Here is a 13,193-nt window from a genome sequence, read left to right as displayed (position 1 = left end):
ACTCAATATGTGGATGAGCTTGTAATGATTAGAAACTAGATAGATAAATTTTTCTCTCGTAAGTGAGGGTTTATTTAGCTATCTGTAAATCATGCAAGGACTGCATATTCGGCTTGTGCATCCCCTTTGTAAGGATAGATACCTATGTGGGGAAATTCATATCTCTTATATAAAATATGCGTCCTTTAAAATTGGAGGAGTATATGATGAATCAATTAAAACATAAAGTAGCAGTCGTTACAGGTGTAAGTCGTCTAGATGGTATAGGCGCAGCAATTTGTAAAGAATTAGCTGAAGCAGGATACGATATATTTTTTACGTATTGGACAGAGTATGATAAAGAGATGCCTTGGGGCGTTGATCAAAGTGAACAAATACAATTAAAAGAAGAGTTACTAAAAAACGGTGTGAAAGTATCGAGCATGGAGTTAGATTTAACTCAGAATGATGCGCCGAAAGAGCTTATAAATAAAGTTACTGAACAACTAGGCTACCCTCATATATTAATTAATAATGCAGCGTATTCTACGAATAATGACTTCTCTAATTTGACTGCTGAAGAATTAGATAAGCACTACATGGTCAATGTTCGTGCGACTACATTGTTAAGTAGTCAATTTGCTCGAGGGTTTGATAAGAAATCTGGTGGTAGAATTGTGAATATGACTTCGGGGCAATTTCAAGGGCCTATGATTGGAGAACTGGCGTATGCAACAACGAAGGGAGCTATTGATGCTCTTACTAGTTCGTTGTCAGCCGAGGTAGCTCATTTAGGAATAACAGTGAATGCAATTAACCCAGGTCCAACCGATACAGGCTGGATGACTGAAGAGATAAAGCAAGGATTAAAGCCAATGTTTCCTTTTGGCAGAATTGGTGAACCAAAGGATGCAGCAAGACTCATTAAGTTTTTAGTAAGCGAAGAAGCAGAGTGGATGACGGGACAAGTTATTCATTCAGAAGGTGGATTTAAAAGATAAAAAGAAGGTATCTCACACTGGTGAGATACCTTCTTTTTTAATCTTTCTTCAATCTTCGTGCAACACCATTCCCTAAAGACTGTAATCCTTGTACGAGGATAATTAAAATAAAGACAGTTGCATACATTACTTCAGGTTCATAGCGTAAATGTCCGAAGCGATATGCTAAGTCCCCTAGCCCACCAGCACCTACAAGACCAGCCATTGCTGTTGCGCCGATTAAGCCAATCGTTGCAATTGTTAATCCAAGTACAAGGGAGGGACGAGCTTCTTTCACCATGACGTGCCAAATAATTTTTATAGTAGAAACGCCCATCGCTTGGTAAGCTTCAATCACACCACGATCGACTTCTAATAATGCGGTCTCCATCAATCTTGCGATATAGGGAGCAGTGAAGACGACAAGCGGTACGATAACACCTTGCACACCAATGGATGTTCCCATTAGAAATTTTGTAAAAGGTAGAATGAAGAATAATAGAATGATAAATGGAAGAGAGCGAATGATATTAATAATTGTATTAAGAATTGGATAAATGATTTTGTTTTCTCGCTGTCCACCAGGTCTCGTTAAAACAAGTGTGACACCAAGTGGTAGCGCAATAAGGATCGAGATGAGTAATGAAATAGATGTCATTTGAAAGGTTTGTATTGTCGCCTCCCATATAACTTTACCCCATTCATCCAAAAAGGACTTGTTTTCCATGGTCTGTTCTACCTCCTTCTACGATGATTCCTTGTTCTTGTAAAAATGATAAAGCACGGTTGATTTCATTTTGTTCCCCTTGCATATGAATGACAAGTTTCCCGTATGCTTCATGTTTTAATTGAGTAATATTACCAGATAAAATATTCGGATACACTTGGAAACGTTTTGTAGCGATAGCTAATGCTGGTTCTTCTGAAGAATTTCCTATAAAAGAAAGAGTTACAATTTCACCAGTAGTTTGAAGTTCTTTTTGTACGTCTTCTGGAATTTTTGCTGCAAATGCACTATTTACAAATTTCTTCGTTGTTACATGTTGTGGGTTTGTAAAAATATCTTTCACAGTCCCACTTTCGACTACTGATCCATGTTCCATAACAGCAACCCGGTCACATATACGCTGGATAACGTTCATTTCATGTGTAATTAATAAAATTGTGATCCCGATTTCTTCATTAATCTTTAATAAGAGGTCAAGAATAGAATCAGTTGTTTCTGGATCTAAAGCACTCGTTGCTTCGTCGCTTAATAACACTTCAGGTTCATGTGATAGTGCACGTGCAATGGCAACACGTTGTTTCTGGCCACCAGAAAGTTCACTTGGATAGGCATCCTTTCGAGTAAAAAGATCGACAATGCGTAAATACTTTTCTACTCTTTTTTCAATTTCTACTTTTGGAATGCCAGCAAGACGTAACGGTAATGCGATATTTTCATAAACGGTAACAGTTTTAAGTAAATTGAATCCTTGAAAAATCATCCCGATTTTTTGTCTCGCTTTTGCTAGTTCCTTTGCTGATAAAGTTGTTAAGTCTTGGCCGTTTACAATGATATTTCCTGTCGTTGGTTTTTCTAATAAATTTACACATCGAATTAACGTACTTTTGCCAGCGCCACTATATCCAATGATTCCAAATACTTCACCCTTTTTTACTTGAAGGGAAGTAGACTTAAGAGCTTCCACATTCCCCTTTTTTGTTGTAAATACTTTGGATACATTTTTTAATTCAATCATTATCGTCAGCTCCTACCAAGACGGTAAAACAGAACCATCAAATTTTTTCTCGATAAATTCTTTTACTTCTTTAGATTGATAAGCTTTCTTTAATTTATTTACAACAGCATCATCTTTATTTTCAGTACGAACAACGACCCAGTTTACATATGGTGAATCTTTTCCCTCACGGAAGATAGAATCTTTCGCAGGGCTTAATTTTGCACCTAATGCAAAGTTTGTATTAATTGCAGCTGCTTTTACTTCACTTAGTTGTGTTGGTAATTGAGATGCCTCTAATTCAACAATCTTTAAATTTTTTGGATTTTCAATTACATCTTTCGCAGTCGCTTTTTCTGTAGCTTTTGGATCCACTTTTAAAACTCCTGCTTTTTCAAATAGTTTTAAAGCTCGAAGTTCATTCGTTGGGTCATTCGGTACAGCAATCGCATCGCCCTCTTTTAAGTCTTTTACATCTTTTATGTCTTTAGAATATACGCCCATAGGGAATGTTACTGTTGAAAATACTTCAGTTAATTTCATATTACGTTCCGCTTTAAATACGTCTAAATATGATTTTGTTTGATAGCTATTTACATCAAGGCTTTTTTCATCGAGGGATACGTTCGGTGCTACATAATCATTAAATACTTTTATATTGATTTCGAGACCGTCTTTCGCTGCTACTTCTTTTACCTTTTCAAAAATTTGTTCATGCGGCCCTCCTGTTACACCGACAGTAATCTTTTTCTCATCTAACGCTTTTACTTCTTTATCTGAACTCCCGCTACATGCGCTTAATAATAATACAGCCCCACTTACAATGCTTAATAATACTTTCTTCATCTATAATTCCCCCTTAAATATACGTTCCAAAATAAAAAGCACCTCTCAAAAATAAGAGAGGTGCCGAATAGACAAAATAGATTCCTCTCTTATCTTCCAAAACGAAAACTCGTTTTGCAGGAATTAGCACCTTAGCTTATACGTTATAAGCTCGGTTGCCGGGCATCATCGGGCCAGTCCCTCCGCCACTCTTGATAAGAGTATGTGTATGTAGTTTTTTAATATGGTACTAATAGTAAATCTTACAAAAAGAATTGTCAATGTTATTTTCTGAATATATTTTATTTTAAGGTAATCGAAACGTTCCCCTTTTTATGTCCCTTTTCTACATACATATGAGCTTCAGCAATTTCTTCTAATCGGTAAGTTCTATCAATAACAGGTTTTAAATGTTCTGTTTCAGTTAGTTTTTTTAGTAGAATCATATCCTCTTTACTTACCTTTGCCATCATTCCATTAACAGATACATATTTTCCATTGGGTGTTAATGTATTTGTACAAAGGGATTTTTTATACTTCCCAACTGCATCAAATATAATATCGTAGCGCTCGCACCCCTTAGTAAAATCTTCTTTCGTATAATCAATTACTTTATCAGCTCCTAAAGATTGAACGAGTTCAAAATTTGAATTACTACAAACAGCCGTAACGGTCGTGCCGAAATATTTAGCAAGTTGTACAGCAGCTGTTCCTACCGATCCTGAAGCACCATATATGAGTACTTGTTGCCCTTTTTTTATACGGCCCTTTCTCAGGAAATGCAATGCTGAAGTTCCACCAAAAGGAATAACTGCCGCTTCTTCATATGTCATATTGGTAGGTTTTAATGCTATTAATCCACTTTCATGTACGCATGTGTACTCGGCATAACCGCCGAGGTTTAGTTCTGTTAATGCAAAAATTGGGTCGCCTTTTTTAAATTGAGTTACATCTGTTCCAATTTCCTCGATTTCTCCAGCTAATTCTACACCAAGTATAGGGTTTCTCGGTTTTCTGAAACCTAATATGATCCGCATAGGAATCCAAAATAAGAGAGGGCTATTAAAGCCACGTATTCTACAATCTCCAGTCGTTACGCTCGTTGCGTGAATCTTGACTAATACTTCGCTCTTTTTAGGTATAGGTTTCTCTATATTTTGAAGCTGAAGAACGTTAGGTGGCCCATACTTTGTGCAAATGATTGCTTTCATAATGACCTCCTGAAATGAGTTGTTGTTATTTATATCATATTTAAAGTCTTCATTAAACATGTCGCTATGTAGCGAATATAGATTGAAAATTATATAGATTTCATAGGAAAAGAGGTGATATTATTTTGGGAAAGGGGGCGACAGTGTGAAAAAAATTATTTTTATTTCAAGTTTAGTGCTTGCAATCAGTCTAGGGGTAGGGTGTAGTAATGAGAAAACAGCAAAGACGGATGAGCCGAAAAAAGAATCAGTTCAAAAAGAAAAGGAATTAAAGGCGAAGGATGTTTTCAAGAAAACGAACGAAGCTTTTAAAAATGAAGAACATGTAACGATGACATATGGTGTAGGGGTAAAAGCTGAGGGAACAGAGATGGATATATTAAAGGCTAAGATGCAATTAGAGCCAAAGACAAAGAATTCTCGTTCTGAAATGAATATTTCCGGTACAGATGTTGTAGTGTATACTGTGGATGGTAAAGTTGCTGGTGAGGTAAAAAACCCTAATACAGGAGAAGTTATAACCGTACCAGAGGAGCAATTAAACGCTGGTGGAATGAAAGCAACTCAAGATATTATAGATAAGTTAGAAGTACCGGAAGTAGTTTTAGATAAAATGAAGATGGAGAAAAGCGGAGATAAATATAAACTGAAATTTACATTAAAAGGGCAAGAAACAGAAAGTATGTTAACTAGCATGGATGAAACGCAGAAGAAAATGTTACAAGCACAAAATGCGAAGATAGAAGAAGTGGATGCAGAATATATCATTACAAAAGATTTTAAATATGAATCAGCAAAGATAGACATGATTATGAGTAGTAATGGCAAGGATAAAGCACACATTATTACGAACGCAAAATATACGTCGTATGAAAAGTTTGATCCAATACAATTGCCAGCAGCAAAGTAACAGTTTTGATGAGGAGGGACCTAAAATAAGGTCCCTCTTTTTTATATTCTTTATTCATAGGAAAATAGGTACAATATGAAGAGGAAAAGATGTAGAAGAGGAGAGTGTCATTTGAAAAAAAGAAAGATAGCGGTGGTTATGATGGCTTATACAGTGTTGCTTGTGACATCTGTAAATACATATAAGGAGCAATTAAATCATCCGATTATGAGCGATGTAGGAAAGTTACTCCCGACAAAAATAAAACGCGTTGAAAGTGGTAAGGATGAGCACTCGTTAATAAAATTAGTGCAAGATGCAAATGTTTCTGGGGAGAAAATTTCTATTGCTGGTATGCAACATAGTCAGGGCGGGCAGACATATTATCCGCATGGGACGATGCTTGATATGAAAGGGTATAATAAAATATTAGAATTTGATCCAGAGAAGAAGCGTATTACAGTTCAAAGTGGTGCCACGTGGAATGATCTTCAGAAGAAAGTAAATCCATATGGTCTTGCTGTTCAGGTGATGCAGTCGCAAAATATTTTTACAGTTGGTGGTTCATTAAGTGTAAATGTACATGGTCGTGATATTCGTCATGAAGCATTGATTGATACAGTAGAGTCGTTTAGATTGCTAATGGCGGATGGTACGGTGCGTAATGTAAGTAGAGAAGAGAATGCGGATTTATTTCCTTATGTCATTGGCGGTTACGGGTTATTTGGTGTCATTTTAGATGTGACCTTAAAGTTAACAAATGATGAATTATATGAAACGCACACGAAAATGCTAGATTATAAAGAATACACGTCTTATTTCAAAGAGAAAGTGAAAAAAGATGAAAATGTTCGTATGCACTTAGCTCGTATTTCTGTTGCTCCAAATTCATTTTTAAGAGAAATGTATGTGACAGATTATACATTGGCACAAAACCAAAATATGAGGGAGGAGTATAGTGAATTAAAAGAAGAAACTATTATAGCAGCGCCTAAATTTTTACTCGGATTATCACGCTATAGTGATTGGGGAAAAGATACGTTTTGGGATATACAAAGAAGTTATTTTGAACGTACAGATGGAAAGTATGAGACGCGAAATAATGTTATGAGGTCAGATAGTGCCTTTATGGAATATGAAAATCCGAATAGGACAGAGGTGTTGCAAGAATATTTTGTGCCTATAGATTCTTTCACGGAATACGTAGATGATTTACGTAACGTATTAAATGAGGAAGAGTTTAATTTGCTCAATATTACGATTCGTTACGTGGAAAAGAATGAAAATGCAGTTTTATCCTATGCGAAAGATGATATGTTTGCACTGGTTCTTTTAATTAATCAAGGGCGTTCTGAACATGAGATAAAGAAAACAGAAAATGTTATTCAGAAGATGATTGATGTTACGTTAAAGCATAACGGTAGTTATTATTTACCGTATTATTCTTATCCAACGAAAGAGCAGTTAAAGAGAGCATATCCTCGTATAGAAGAATTTCTTCAGAAGAAAAAAGAAGCGGATCCAAAAGAGAGATTTGTGAATTTATTTTATAGGGAGTATACGAAATGACATATAGAAGATTTGTAGCTTCACAAAGCATTATTATGATGGCTGGAAGTATGGTATTTCCTTTTTACATTCTATTGCTTCGGAATGTTGGAAATAGCTTCTCACAGTTTGGCTGGGCATATGGCTTATTTGCCTTAACTTCAGCCCTAGTATATCCGTTAGTTGGAAGAATCTCTGATAGAGTAGGTGATAGAAAGTTATTAATTATATACGCTTGGTCCATGGCAATGTTAATGCTTTGTTTTCCTATTGCAACAGAAGTATGGCATGTATACATTCTTCAAATTTTAATGGGTATTTTAGGGGCTGTGCAGCGTAATACGGAGAAGACTTCGTTAGCACGAAAAGTTGTACAAGAAAATGCTGGTTATGAGATTGGAAAATATCATGTGTGGACATCGATTGGAGGAGCAGTAGCAATTATTGCAACAGGATATTTAGTAGATTTCTTTACGATCGGCACGATTTTTTATATTGCATCTATCTTATATGTAGTGAGCGGAGTTGTATTAAGTAGTAAAAAAATATAACGATTCCCATTTTTACCTGAATAACCTTTATTTGTTATACTAAAGGGGAAGACAAAAGAAAAGGGGACATTGCCTTTGATGAAATTTTTAATTTTAGCTATTCTCACTTTGTTTTTGATTCCATGGACAAGAAGAAGCGGTAGTAAACTTCGAGCAGTGGATAAGAAAGGGGATGAGAAGGTTGTAAAGGGTAAGAAATCATCTATTTTAGTTATTCCAGTTTTATTTTGGATAGGTATTGCAATCTATGAATATTTTTGGCTAATTGATGATCGAGCAGATTCAATTCTTACTCATTATTCTGTTGCAATAGCGATTTTAATTGGGCTCGTTTTATTTTCCCAAGATCAAATAGGTAAATTAGAAGGTACGTTAAAAGGAATTCTAATGCTTGTTTTACTTGCAAGTTACGGCTACTTTGGTTATTTGCACGATATAGTAATCTCGCAAAAGAAATATGATTCTGTTGTAAAGGTAGAGAAAGATATTTCAGAGCCATTTACTGAAAATGATCAGCCATTTACAGTGCCGCCAAAGACAGCGGAGAATAAGATGAAAAAAGTATTTGGGGATATTCCGAAAGTAGCTTATTTTGAGCTAGGAGAATTAACGCCACAAATGGTAAATGGCGAGGCTTTATATGTAGCACCGATTGAAGTTTCAGGATTTTTTAAAGCACGTAAAGCTGAGACAATTCCAGGGTACGTCACGATGTCAGGTACGAATCCTGATGCAGAAGCGAAACTGCACCTTGGTTATAAAATGAAATACGTGCCAAGCATGTTTTTCGGAAATAATTTAGAGCGTGTGGTAAGGCAAGCAGAACCAAATTTAATCTTTAAAGGAAAACCTAAATTTGAAGTGGATGATAAAGGGAAACCGTATTATACAATGACGTACGGTGAATTTATTTCAGGAAGATCTGGATTTGAGGTAGAGGGCGTTGTAGTAGTAGATGCACAAACAGGCGAAGTGAAAAGATACGATAAAGGAAAGGCACCTAAATTTGTTGATGGCGTATTAAATCACGAGACTGCATCTACGTTAAATACGTACTTCGGTAAATATATTCACGGATTTTGGAATACAAAATTCTCGCAAACTGATATGAAGATCCCGACTGAGTGGGGAACGAAAGAAGGAGTTACACCGATTTTCGGTAAGGATGGAACACTATATTACTTTACTGATTTCACTTCTCCGAAAGAGGGAGTAGATTCTGCACTAGGTTATTCACTTATCGATGCGCGTACAGGTAAGTTGTATTACTATAACGGAAAAGAAGTAAAGGGAATTATGGATGGTTCGGCTGCTTCAGAAGTCGTGGATAATTCTTTTAAGAGAGAAAAGTGGCATGGAACGATGCCGGTTATTTATAACGTGTACGGTAAACCTTCTTGGATTGTACCTGTTATTGATGACGGAGGGTTAGTACGTGCCCATACTGTTATCTATGCTTCTAATGCGAAAATATTTGCAACAGGTTCGACGCAAAAAGAAGCGCTTGAGAATTATAAAAATGCGCTGAGTGGAAGCGGAGATTCATTTAGACCGACTTCAAATGGAAAAGAGGCGCAAAAAGAAGGCACTGTACAACGTGTATATAAAGAAAAATCAGGTGAAAATACAATCGTGTACGTACTGTTAGAGAATGAACAAAAAGTATTTATGATACCTGTGAAGAAATTCCCATATGCTATGTTTACAGAAGTGGGAGATCCAATTCAAATCACATATTTAGATACAGGAGAGGCGATGTCTTCCGTATCTAAATTTACAAATAGTAATTTGAACAAGTAAAGCGATAGAAATTCTATCGCTTTTTTTTACAAAATTAAACAGGAAAATGCGCTATACTTGACGTATGTTTATGTTGTAACTATAATTGTTACGATTTAGTATGTATAGGAAAGGGTGAATGAAAAAAGTGAATGAAGTTAATCAGGAAATATATAAGCCTGTAAAGATGAACAGGTTATGGATGATTCTTGTACTAGGGACACTTACGGCGATTGGGCCATTATCTATTGATATGTATTTGCCTTCGTTACCGAAGTTAACGGATGACTTGCAAACAGGTGCATCCCTAGCCCAGCTTACATTAACAGCTTGTTTGCTTGGGCTTTCAGTAGGACAATTATTTGTTGGCTCAATTAGTGATATTTACGGAAGACGCAAACCTCTTATTATTGCTCTCATTATTTATGTTGCTTCTTCTTTACTTTGTGCTGTTGCGCCATCTATTTGGACGTTAGTGTTATTACGCTTCCTACAAGGAGCTTCAGGATCAGCTGGGATTGTTATATCACGTGCAATGGTACGTGACATGTATTCAGGTTCTGAAATGACGAAGTTCTTCTCACTACTTATGTTAGTAAACGGAGCAGCGCCTATTTTGGCACCGATTATTGGGGGACAATTATTACAGTTTACAACATGGCGCGGTGTTTTCATCGTTCTTGGAGCAATAAGTGTATTCATGTTAATATCAGCTACTTTCGTATTGCGTGAAACATTACCTCCTGAAGAAAGAGAAACAGGTGGTTTGTCAGGGACGTTAGCGACGTACGGAAAACTATTAAAGGATCGTTTGTTTATGGGATATGCATTGTCACAAGGATTAGTAACAGCGGCAATGTTTGCATACATTTCGGGCTCACCATTTGTGTTGCAGAACATATACGGAGCATCACCACAGCAATTTAGTTTATTCTTTGCAATCAACGGTATTGGTATTATTATTGCTAGTCAGGTAACAGGTCGTTTAGCGGGGAAAGTGAATGAGAAGACTTTATTTGTCTCTGGTATCATTATTGCAGCTGTTGGTGGTTTATCTTTACTACTGACAATCTTACTAGGAATAGGGTTAATTGGCGTTTTATGCTCGTTATTTCTTGTCGTATCAAGTGTTGGGGTTGTCTCAACAACCGGGTTCTCGTTAGCGATGAGAAATCAGAAACAAGCTGCAGGAACAGCATCAGCTTTATTAGGCTTATTACAGTTCATTTCAGGAGCGCTTGTTGCACCGCTAGTAGGTATAGGTGGAAGTAACACGGCGTTACCAATGGGTGTTGTAATAGCTCTTTGTGAAACTGGTGCGGTACTATGCTATTTATTTATGGCCAGAAGAAGTGAAAAGCAGTTTGAACTGCAACAAAGACAAAATTTAGAGGCTTAACTTATAAAAAAGAGCTGATTCAAATACTTTTTGAATCAGCTTTTTTCATTTCTTTGAAGTAACTAAGACAGCTTTGTAAGGTGATGCAAAAGTTATTTGCATAAAGTGACGATACTGTGACAAAAATGTAGGCATGTATATTAAGGTATCGTCTTAAGTGTAAAAAGTAGGATGTTCTCGGTATAATAACAAGTGGAGATAAAAGAAACTATAATGAGTAGTAGCTGTAGATAAAAGGAGAAGAAGAGATGAAGAAGGTTTTGGGTATTGCTGTAATGGGAAGTATGATCCTTCTAGCAGGATGTAATGGAAATAAAGATACGAAAGAACCGAAAGAAAAGGTAGAACAATCTACTGAGCAAACAGAAGAGATGAAAGAATACCGTGCAGTACATGAAAAATATGATTTGAAAATGAATAAAGAGATTAATAAAGCACTACAGTTATTTGAAGTAGCAAAAGAAAAGGGCGGTAAGGAAATAACGAATGCTGCATATAAAGAAGATGTGCAAAAGGTAACGACGAGCATGTTAGAAGATATTGATCATATACGTAAAGAGATTCGTGTTCCAAAGTCGAAAGAGCAAGAACATGAAGTATATGTTGGTTTCTTGAATGAATCGGAACAAGCGATGAAAAAATTACAGAAGTTAGCTAAAGAAGAAGATTCGTCGTTGATTCGTGATATAGAAATTAACTTTGCAACAGCATCGACATACTATAAACGTTTTCAAGCAGAAACGAAAAAATAACCTTGCCTGTGCAAGGTTATTTTTTCTTCTTACCATCGCCGTCTTCATCCTCGGATACTAATACCTTCTGTTCTTCGTGAAATTCGGAAATAGTTTGCCCGGTAATATTATCAAAGGGGGTGTAAAAAGAGGTAATGCTTTTCTTTTTAATGAAAAGTTTATAAAATCCAATGATAACAAGTATAACGATTGTTAATGGTAATCCTATAGTTGCTAGAAGTAAGGGATCCATCATATAACTCCTTTCATATCTTTTTTATTATAAGCGAAATACGATATAGATAAATAAAAGTATTAAAAACTGATTTTTCTAAATATATCCAATTTGATTGACTTTTCGTTTTTTCAGAATTATAATTCGAAATATACAATTTGAACCAAATAATAATATAGCAATTTACTTATCCAGAGAGGTAGAGGGACTGGCCCTATGACACCTCAGCAGCGGGTTCTGTAATAGGAACACCGTGCTAATTCCAGCAAGCAAGTCTTGAAAGATAAGTGATGGGCCTTTGTTTATTAAGCCTTGATCTTATTTTTTAAGATCAAGGCTTTTTGTATTCTAAAAAGAGAAAAGGGAGTAATGGAAAAAGTACGTTCATAAAACTGAGTAAATATATGTGTTTAGGGGGTTATTGAAGTGTATGTAATTAAAAAATTATCAGTTATGGTGTTCACGCTATGGGTTATTACGACGGTGACATTTCTAATTATGCATATTATTCCGGGGGATCCATTTTCATCAGATGCAAAAATCTTTCCTGAAGAAGTGATCCAAAACATGAGAGCGAAGTATCACCTTGATGAACCGTTATGGAATCAATATGTTGCTTATTTAGACGGCGTAGTTCATTTTGATTTTGGTGAATCTGTTCAATCAACCGGGCAAGGTGTATCAGAAATTATAACAACTGGTTTTGGTCCATCAGCAATTATTGGTTTGCAAGCACTTATTATTTCATTGCTAGTCGGAATTGCTGCAGGTACATTTGCTGCTCTCTATCATGGGAAGGTAATTGACTACGGTGTAAGTTTACTTGCCATCCTCGGTATTTCTATTCCGAGTTTTATTTTAGCACCACTATTTATACAAGTATTCGCTATTCAATTCGAGCTCTTACCAGTAGCTTCTTGGGGTACATTTGAACATACGGTATTGCCATCCTTTGCATTAGCGTTAGGACCAATCGCAGTGATTACAAGATTTGTTCGCTCTAATATGATCGAAGTACTGCAGAGTGATTATATTAAGTTAGCGAGAGCGAAAGGTATACCGATTAAGAAGATTATTATAAGACATGCTCTTCGAAATGCGATTGTTCCAGTACTTACATTTGTTGGACCATTAATGGCGGGACTTTTAACAGGTACTTTCGTTATCGAAAAGATTTTTTCAATTCCTGGTCTCGGAAAATATTTTGTAGATAGTATTTTTAATCGAGATTATCCAGTGATCATGGGAACAACCATTTTTTATAGTGCACTTTTAATTGTATGTATTTTTATTACAGATATTATTCATCGTATTGTTGATCCACGTATTCGTTCTATTACGTAAG

Annotated in this window: 13 protein-coding genes and 2 riboswitches; of the genes, 8 read left to right on the top strand and 5 right to left on the bottom strand. The window is 36.0% G+C overall.

Annotation, left to right across the window (positions count from 1 at the left end; translation table 11 throughout):
- Positions 1–203 precede the first annotated feature (203 nt).
- The gene (locus tag ACTFRS_RS26875; RefSeq protein ID WP_318161232.1) at positions 204–980 is read left to right on the top strand and encodes an SDR family oxidoreductase; all 777 of its coding nucleotides are present in this window, start codon (positions 204–206) and stop codon (positions 978–980) included.
- 37 nt (positions 981–1,017) lie between these two features.
- Here ACTFRS_RS26875 and ACTFRS_RS26870 read toward each other — a convergent pair whose 3' ends face one another.
- The 4 genes from ACTFRS_RS26870 to ACTFRS_RS26855 all read right to left on the bottom strand — a co-directional run bounded on the left by ACTFRS_RS26870 (position 1,018) and on the right by ACTFRS_RS26855 (position 4,716).
- Entirely contained in the window at positions 1,018–1,686 is a 669-nt protein-coding gene (locus ACTFRS_RS26870; protein ID WP_016716259.1) for a methionine ABC transporter permease, read from the bottom strand.
- The gene (locus ACTFRS_RS26865; RefSeq protein WP_440025730.1) at positions 1,661–2,701 is read right to left on the bottom strand and encodes a methionine ABC transporter ATP-binding protein; all 1,041 of its coding nucleotides are present in this window, start codon (positions 2,699–2,701) and stop codon (positions 1,661–1,663) included. The genes ACTFRS_RS26870 and ACTFRS_RS26865 overlap by 26 nt, the downstream gene beginning before the upstream one ends.
- Positions 2,702–2,713: 12 nt before the next feature.
- Positions 2,714–3,526 (bottom strand): MetQ/NlpA family ABC transporter substrate-binding protein, encoded by an 813-nt coding sequence (locus ACTFRS_RS26860; RefSeq protein ID WP_242294854.1) that lies wholly within the window; start codon positions 3,524–3,526, stop codon positions 2,714–2,716.
- Positions 3,527–3,612: 86 nt separating this feature from the next.
- Positions 3,613–3,727: riboswitch (SAM riboswitch) on the bottom strand.
- An 80-nt stretch (positions 3,728–3,807) separates the two neighbouring features.
- Positions 3,808–4,716: an NAD(P)-dependent alcohol dehydrogenase gene (locus ACTFRS_RS26855; protein ID WP_440025728.1), complete on the bottom strand. Its 909-nt coding sequence runs from the start codon at positions 4,714–4,716 to the stop codon at positions 3,808–3,810.
- Between the two features lie 145 nt (positions 4,717–4,861).
- Between ACTFRS_RS26855 and ACTFRS_RS26850 the strand changes: the two genes are divergently transcribed.
- The 6 genes from ACTFRS_RS26850 (at position 4,862) to ACTFRS_RS26825 (ending at position 11,634) form a co-directional block, all read left to right on the top strand.
- Positions 4,862–5,626, top strand: coding sequence for a DUF6612 family protein (locus tag ACTFRS_RS26850; RefSeq protein ID WP_016716263.1), 765 nt, complete (start codon positions 4,862–4,864; stop codon positions 5,624–5,626).
- Positions 5,627–5,737: 111 nt separating this feature from the next.
- The gene (locus ACTFRS_RS26845; RefSeq protein WP_242294855.1) at positions 5,738–7,174 is read left to right on the top strand and encodes an FAD-binding oxidoreductase; all 1,437 of its coding nucleotides are present in this window, start codon (positions 5,738–5,740) and stop codon (positions 7,172–7,174) included.
- Positions 7,171–7,704 (top strand): MFS transporter, encoded by a 534-nt coding sequence (locus tag ACTFRS_RS26840; RefSeq protein WP_139869598.1) that lies wholly within the window; start codon positions 7,171–7,173, stop codon positions 7,702–7,704. The genes ACTFRS_RS26845 and ACTFRS_RS26840 overlap by 4 nt, the downstream gene beginning before the upstream one ends.
- A gap of 78 nt (positions 7,705–7,782) precedes the next feature.
- Positions 7,783–9,504 carry a DUF3981 domain-containing protein gene (locus ACTFRS_RS26835; RefSeq protein ID WP_139869640.1) on the top strand — a complete coding sequence of 574 codons (1,722 nt, stop codon included), beginning with the start codon at positions 7,783–7,785 and terminating at the stop codon, positions 9,502–9,504.
- Between the two features lie 118 nt (positions 9,505–9,622).
- Positions 9,623–10,882 carry a multidrug effflux MFS transporter gene (locus tag ACTFRS_RS26830; protein ID WP_139869599.1) on the top strand — a complete coding sequence of 420 codons (1,260 nt, stop codon included), beginning with the start codon at positions 9,623–9,625 and terminating at the stop codon, positions 10,880–10,882.
- A gap of 248 nt (positions 10,883–11,130) precedes the next feature.
- Positions 11,131–11,634: a hypothetical protein gene (locus tag ACTFRS_RS26825; protein ID WP_139869600.1), complete on the top strand. Its 504-nt coding sequence runs from the start codon at positions 11,131–11,133 to the stop codon at positions 11,632–11,634.
- Positions 11,635–11,650: 16 nt separating this feature from the next.
- On the opposite strand, the gene ACTFRS_RS26820 is transcribed toward ACTFRS_RS26825, so the two are convergent.
- Positions 11,651–11,866 carry a DUF3951 domain-containing protein gene (locus ACTFRS_RS26820; RefSeq protein WP_000371390.1) on the bottom strand — a complete coding sequence of 72 codons (216 nt, stop codon included), beginning with the start codon at positions 11,864–11,866 and terminating at the stop codon, positions 11,651–11,653.
- 166 nt (positions 11,867–12,032) lie between these two features.
- Positions 12,033–12,138, top strand: a riboswitch (SAM riboswitch).
- 136 nt (positions 12,139–12,274) lie between these two features.
- Between ACTFRS_RS26820 and ACTFRS_RS26815 the strand changes: the two genes are divergently transcribed.
- Positions 12,275–13,192 carry an ABC transporter permease gene (locus ACTFRS_RS26815; protein ID WP_000289310.1) on the top strand — a complete coding sequence of 306 codons (918 nt, stop codon included), beginning with the start codon at positions 12,275–12,277 and terminating at the stop codon, positions 13,190–13,192.
- The last annotated feature ends 1 nt before the right edge of the window (position 13,193 follow it).

The organism is Bacillus cereus group sp. MYBK139-1, assembly GCF_051916915.1.
GTDB lineage: Bacteria > Bacillota > Bacilli > Bacillales > Bacillaceae_G > Bacillus_A > Bacillus_A pacificus.
This window is presented reverse-complemented; position numbering and strand designations above follow the sequence as displayed.

Bases quoted from the DNA above. Each gene is read 5' to 3' on its own strand.
- ACTFRS_RS26875 (WP_318161232.1), top strand. From the start codon at position 204: ATGATGAATCAATTAAAACATAAAGTAGCAGTCGTTACAGGTGTAAGT.
- ACTFRS_RS26870 (WP_016716259.1), bottom strand. From the start codon at position 1,686: ATGGAAAACAAGTCCTTTTTGGATGAATGGGGTAAAGTTATATGGGAG.
- ACTFRS_RS26865 (WP_440025730.1), bottom strand. From the start codon at position 2,701: ATGATTGAATTAAAAAATGTATCCAAAGTATTTACAACAAAAAAGGGG.
- ACTFRS_RS26860 (WP_242294854.1), bottom strand. From the start codon at position 3,526: ATGAAGAAAGTATTATTAAGCATTGTAAGTGGGGCTGTATTATTATTA.
- ACTFRS_RS26855 (WP_440025728.1), bottom strand. From the start codon at position 4,716: ATGAAAGCAATCATTTGCACAAAGTATGGGCCACCTAACGTTCTTCAG.
- ACTFRS_RS26840 (WP_139869598.1), top strand. From the start codon at position 7,171: ATGACATATAGAAGATTTGTAGCTTCACAAAGCATTATTATGATGGCT.
- ACTFRS_RS26835 (WP_139869640.1), top strand. From the start codon at position 7,783: ATGAAATTTTTAATTTTAGCTATTCTCACTTTGTTTTTGATTCCATGG.
- ACTFRS_RS26830 (WP_139869599.1), top strand. From the start codon at position 9,623: ATGAAAAAAGTGAATGAAGTTAATCAGGAAATATATAAGCCTGTAAAG.
- ACTFRS_RS26825 (WP_139869600.1), top strand. From the start codon at position 11,131: ATGAAGAAGGTTTTGGGTATTGCTGTAATGGGAAGTATGATCCTTCTA.
- ACTFRS_RS26820 (WP_000371390.1), bottom strand. From the start codon at position 11,866: ATGGATCCCTTACTTCTAGCAACTATAGGATTACCATTAACAATCGTT.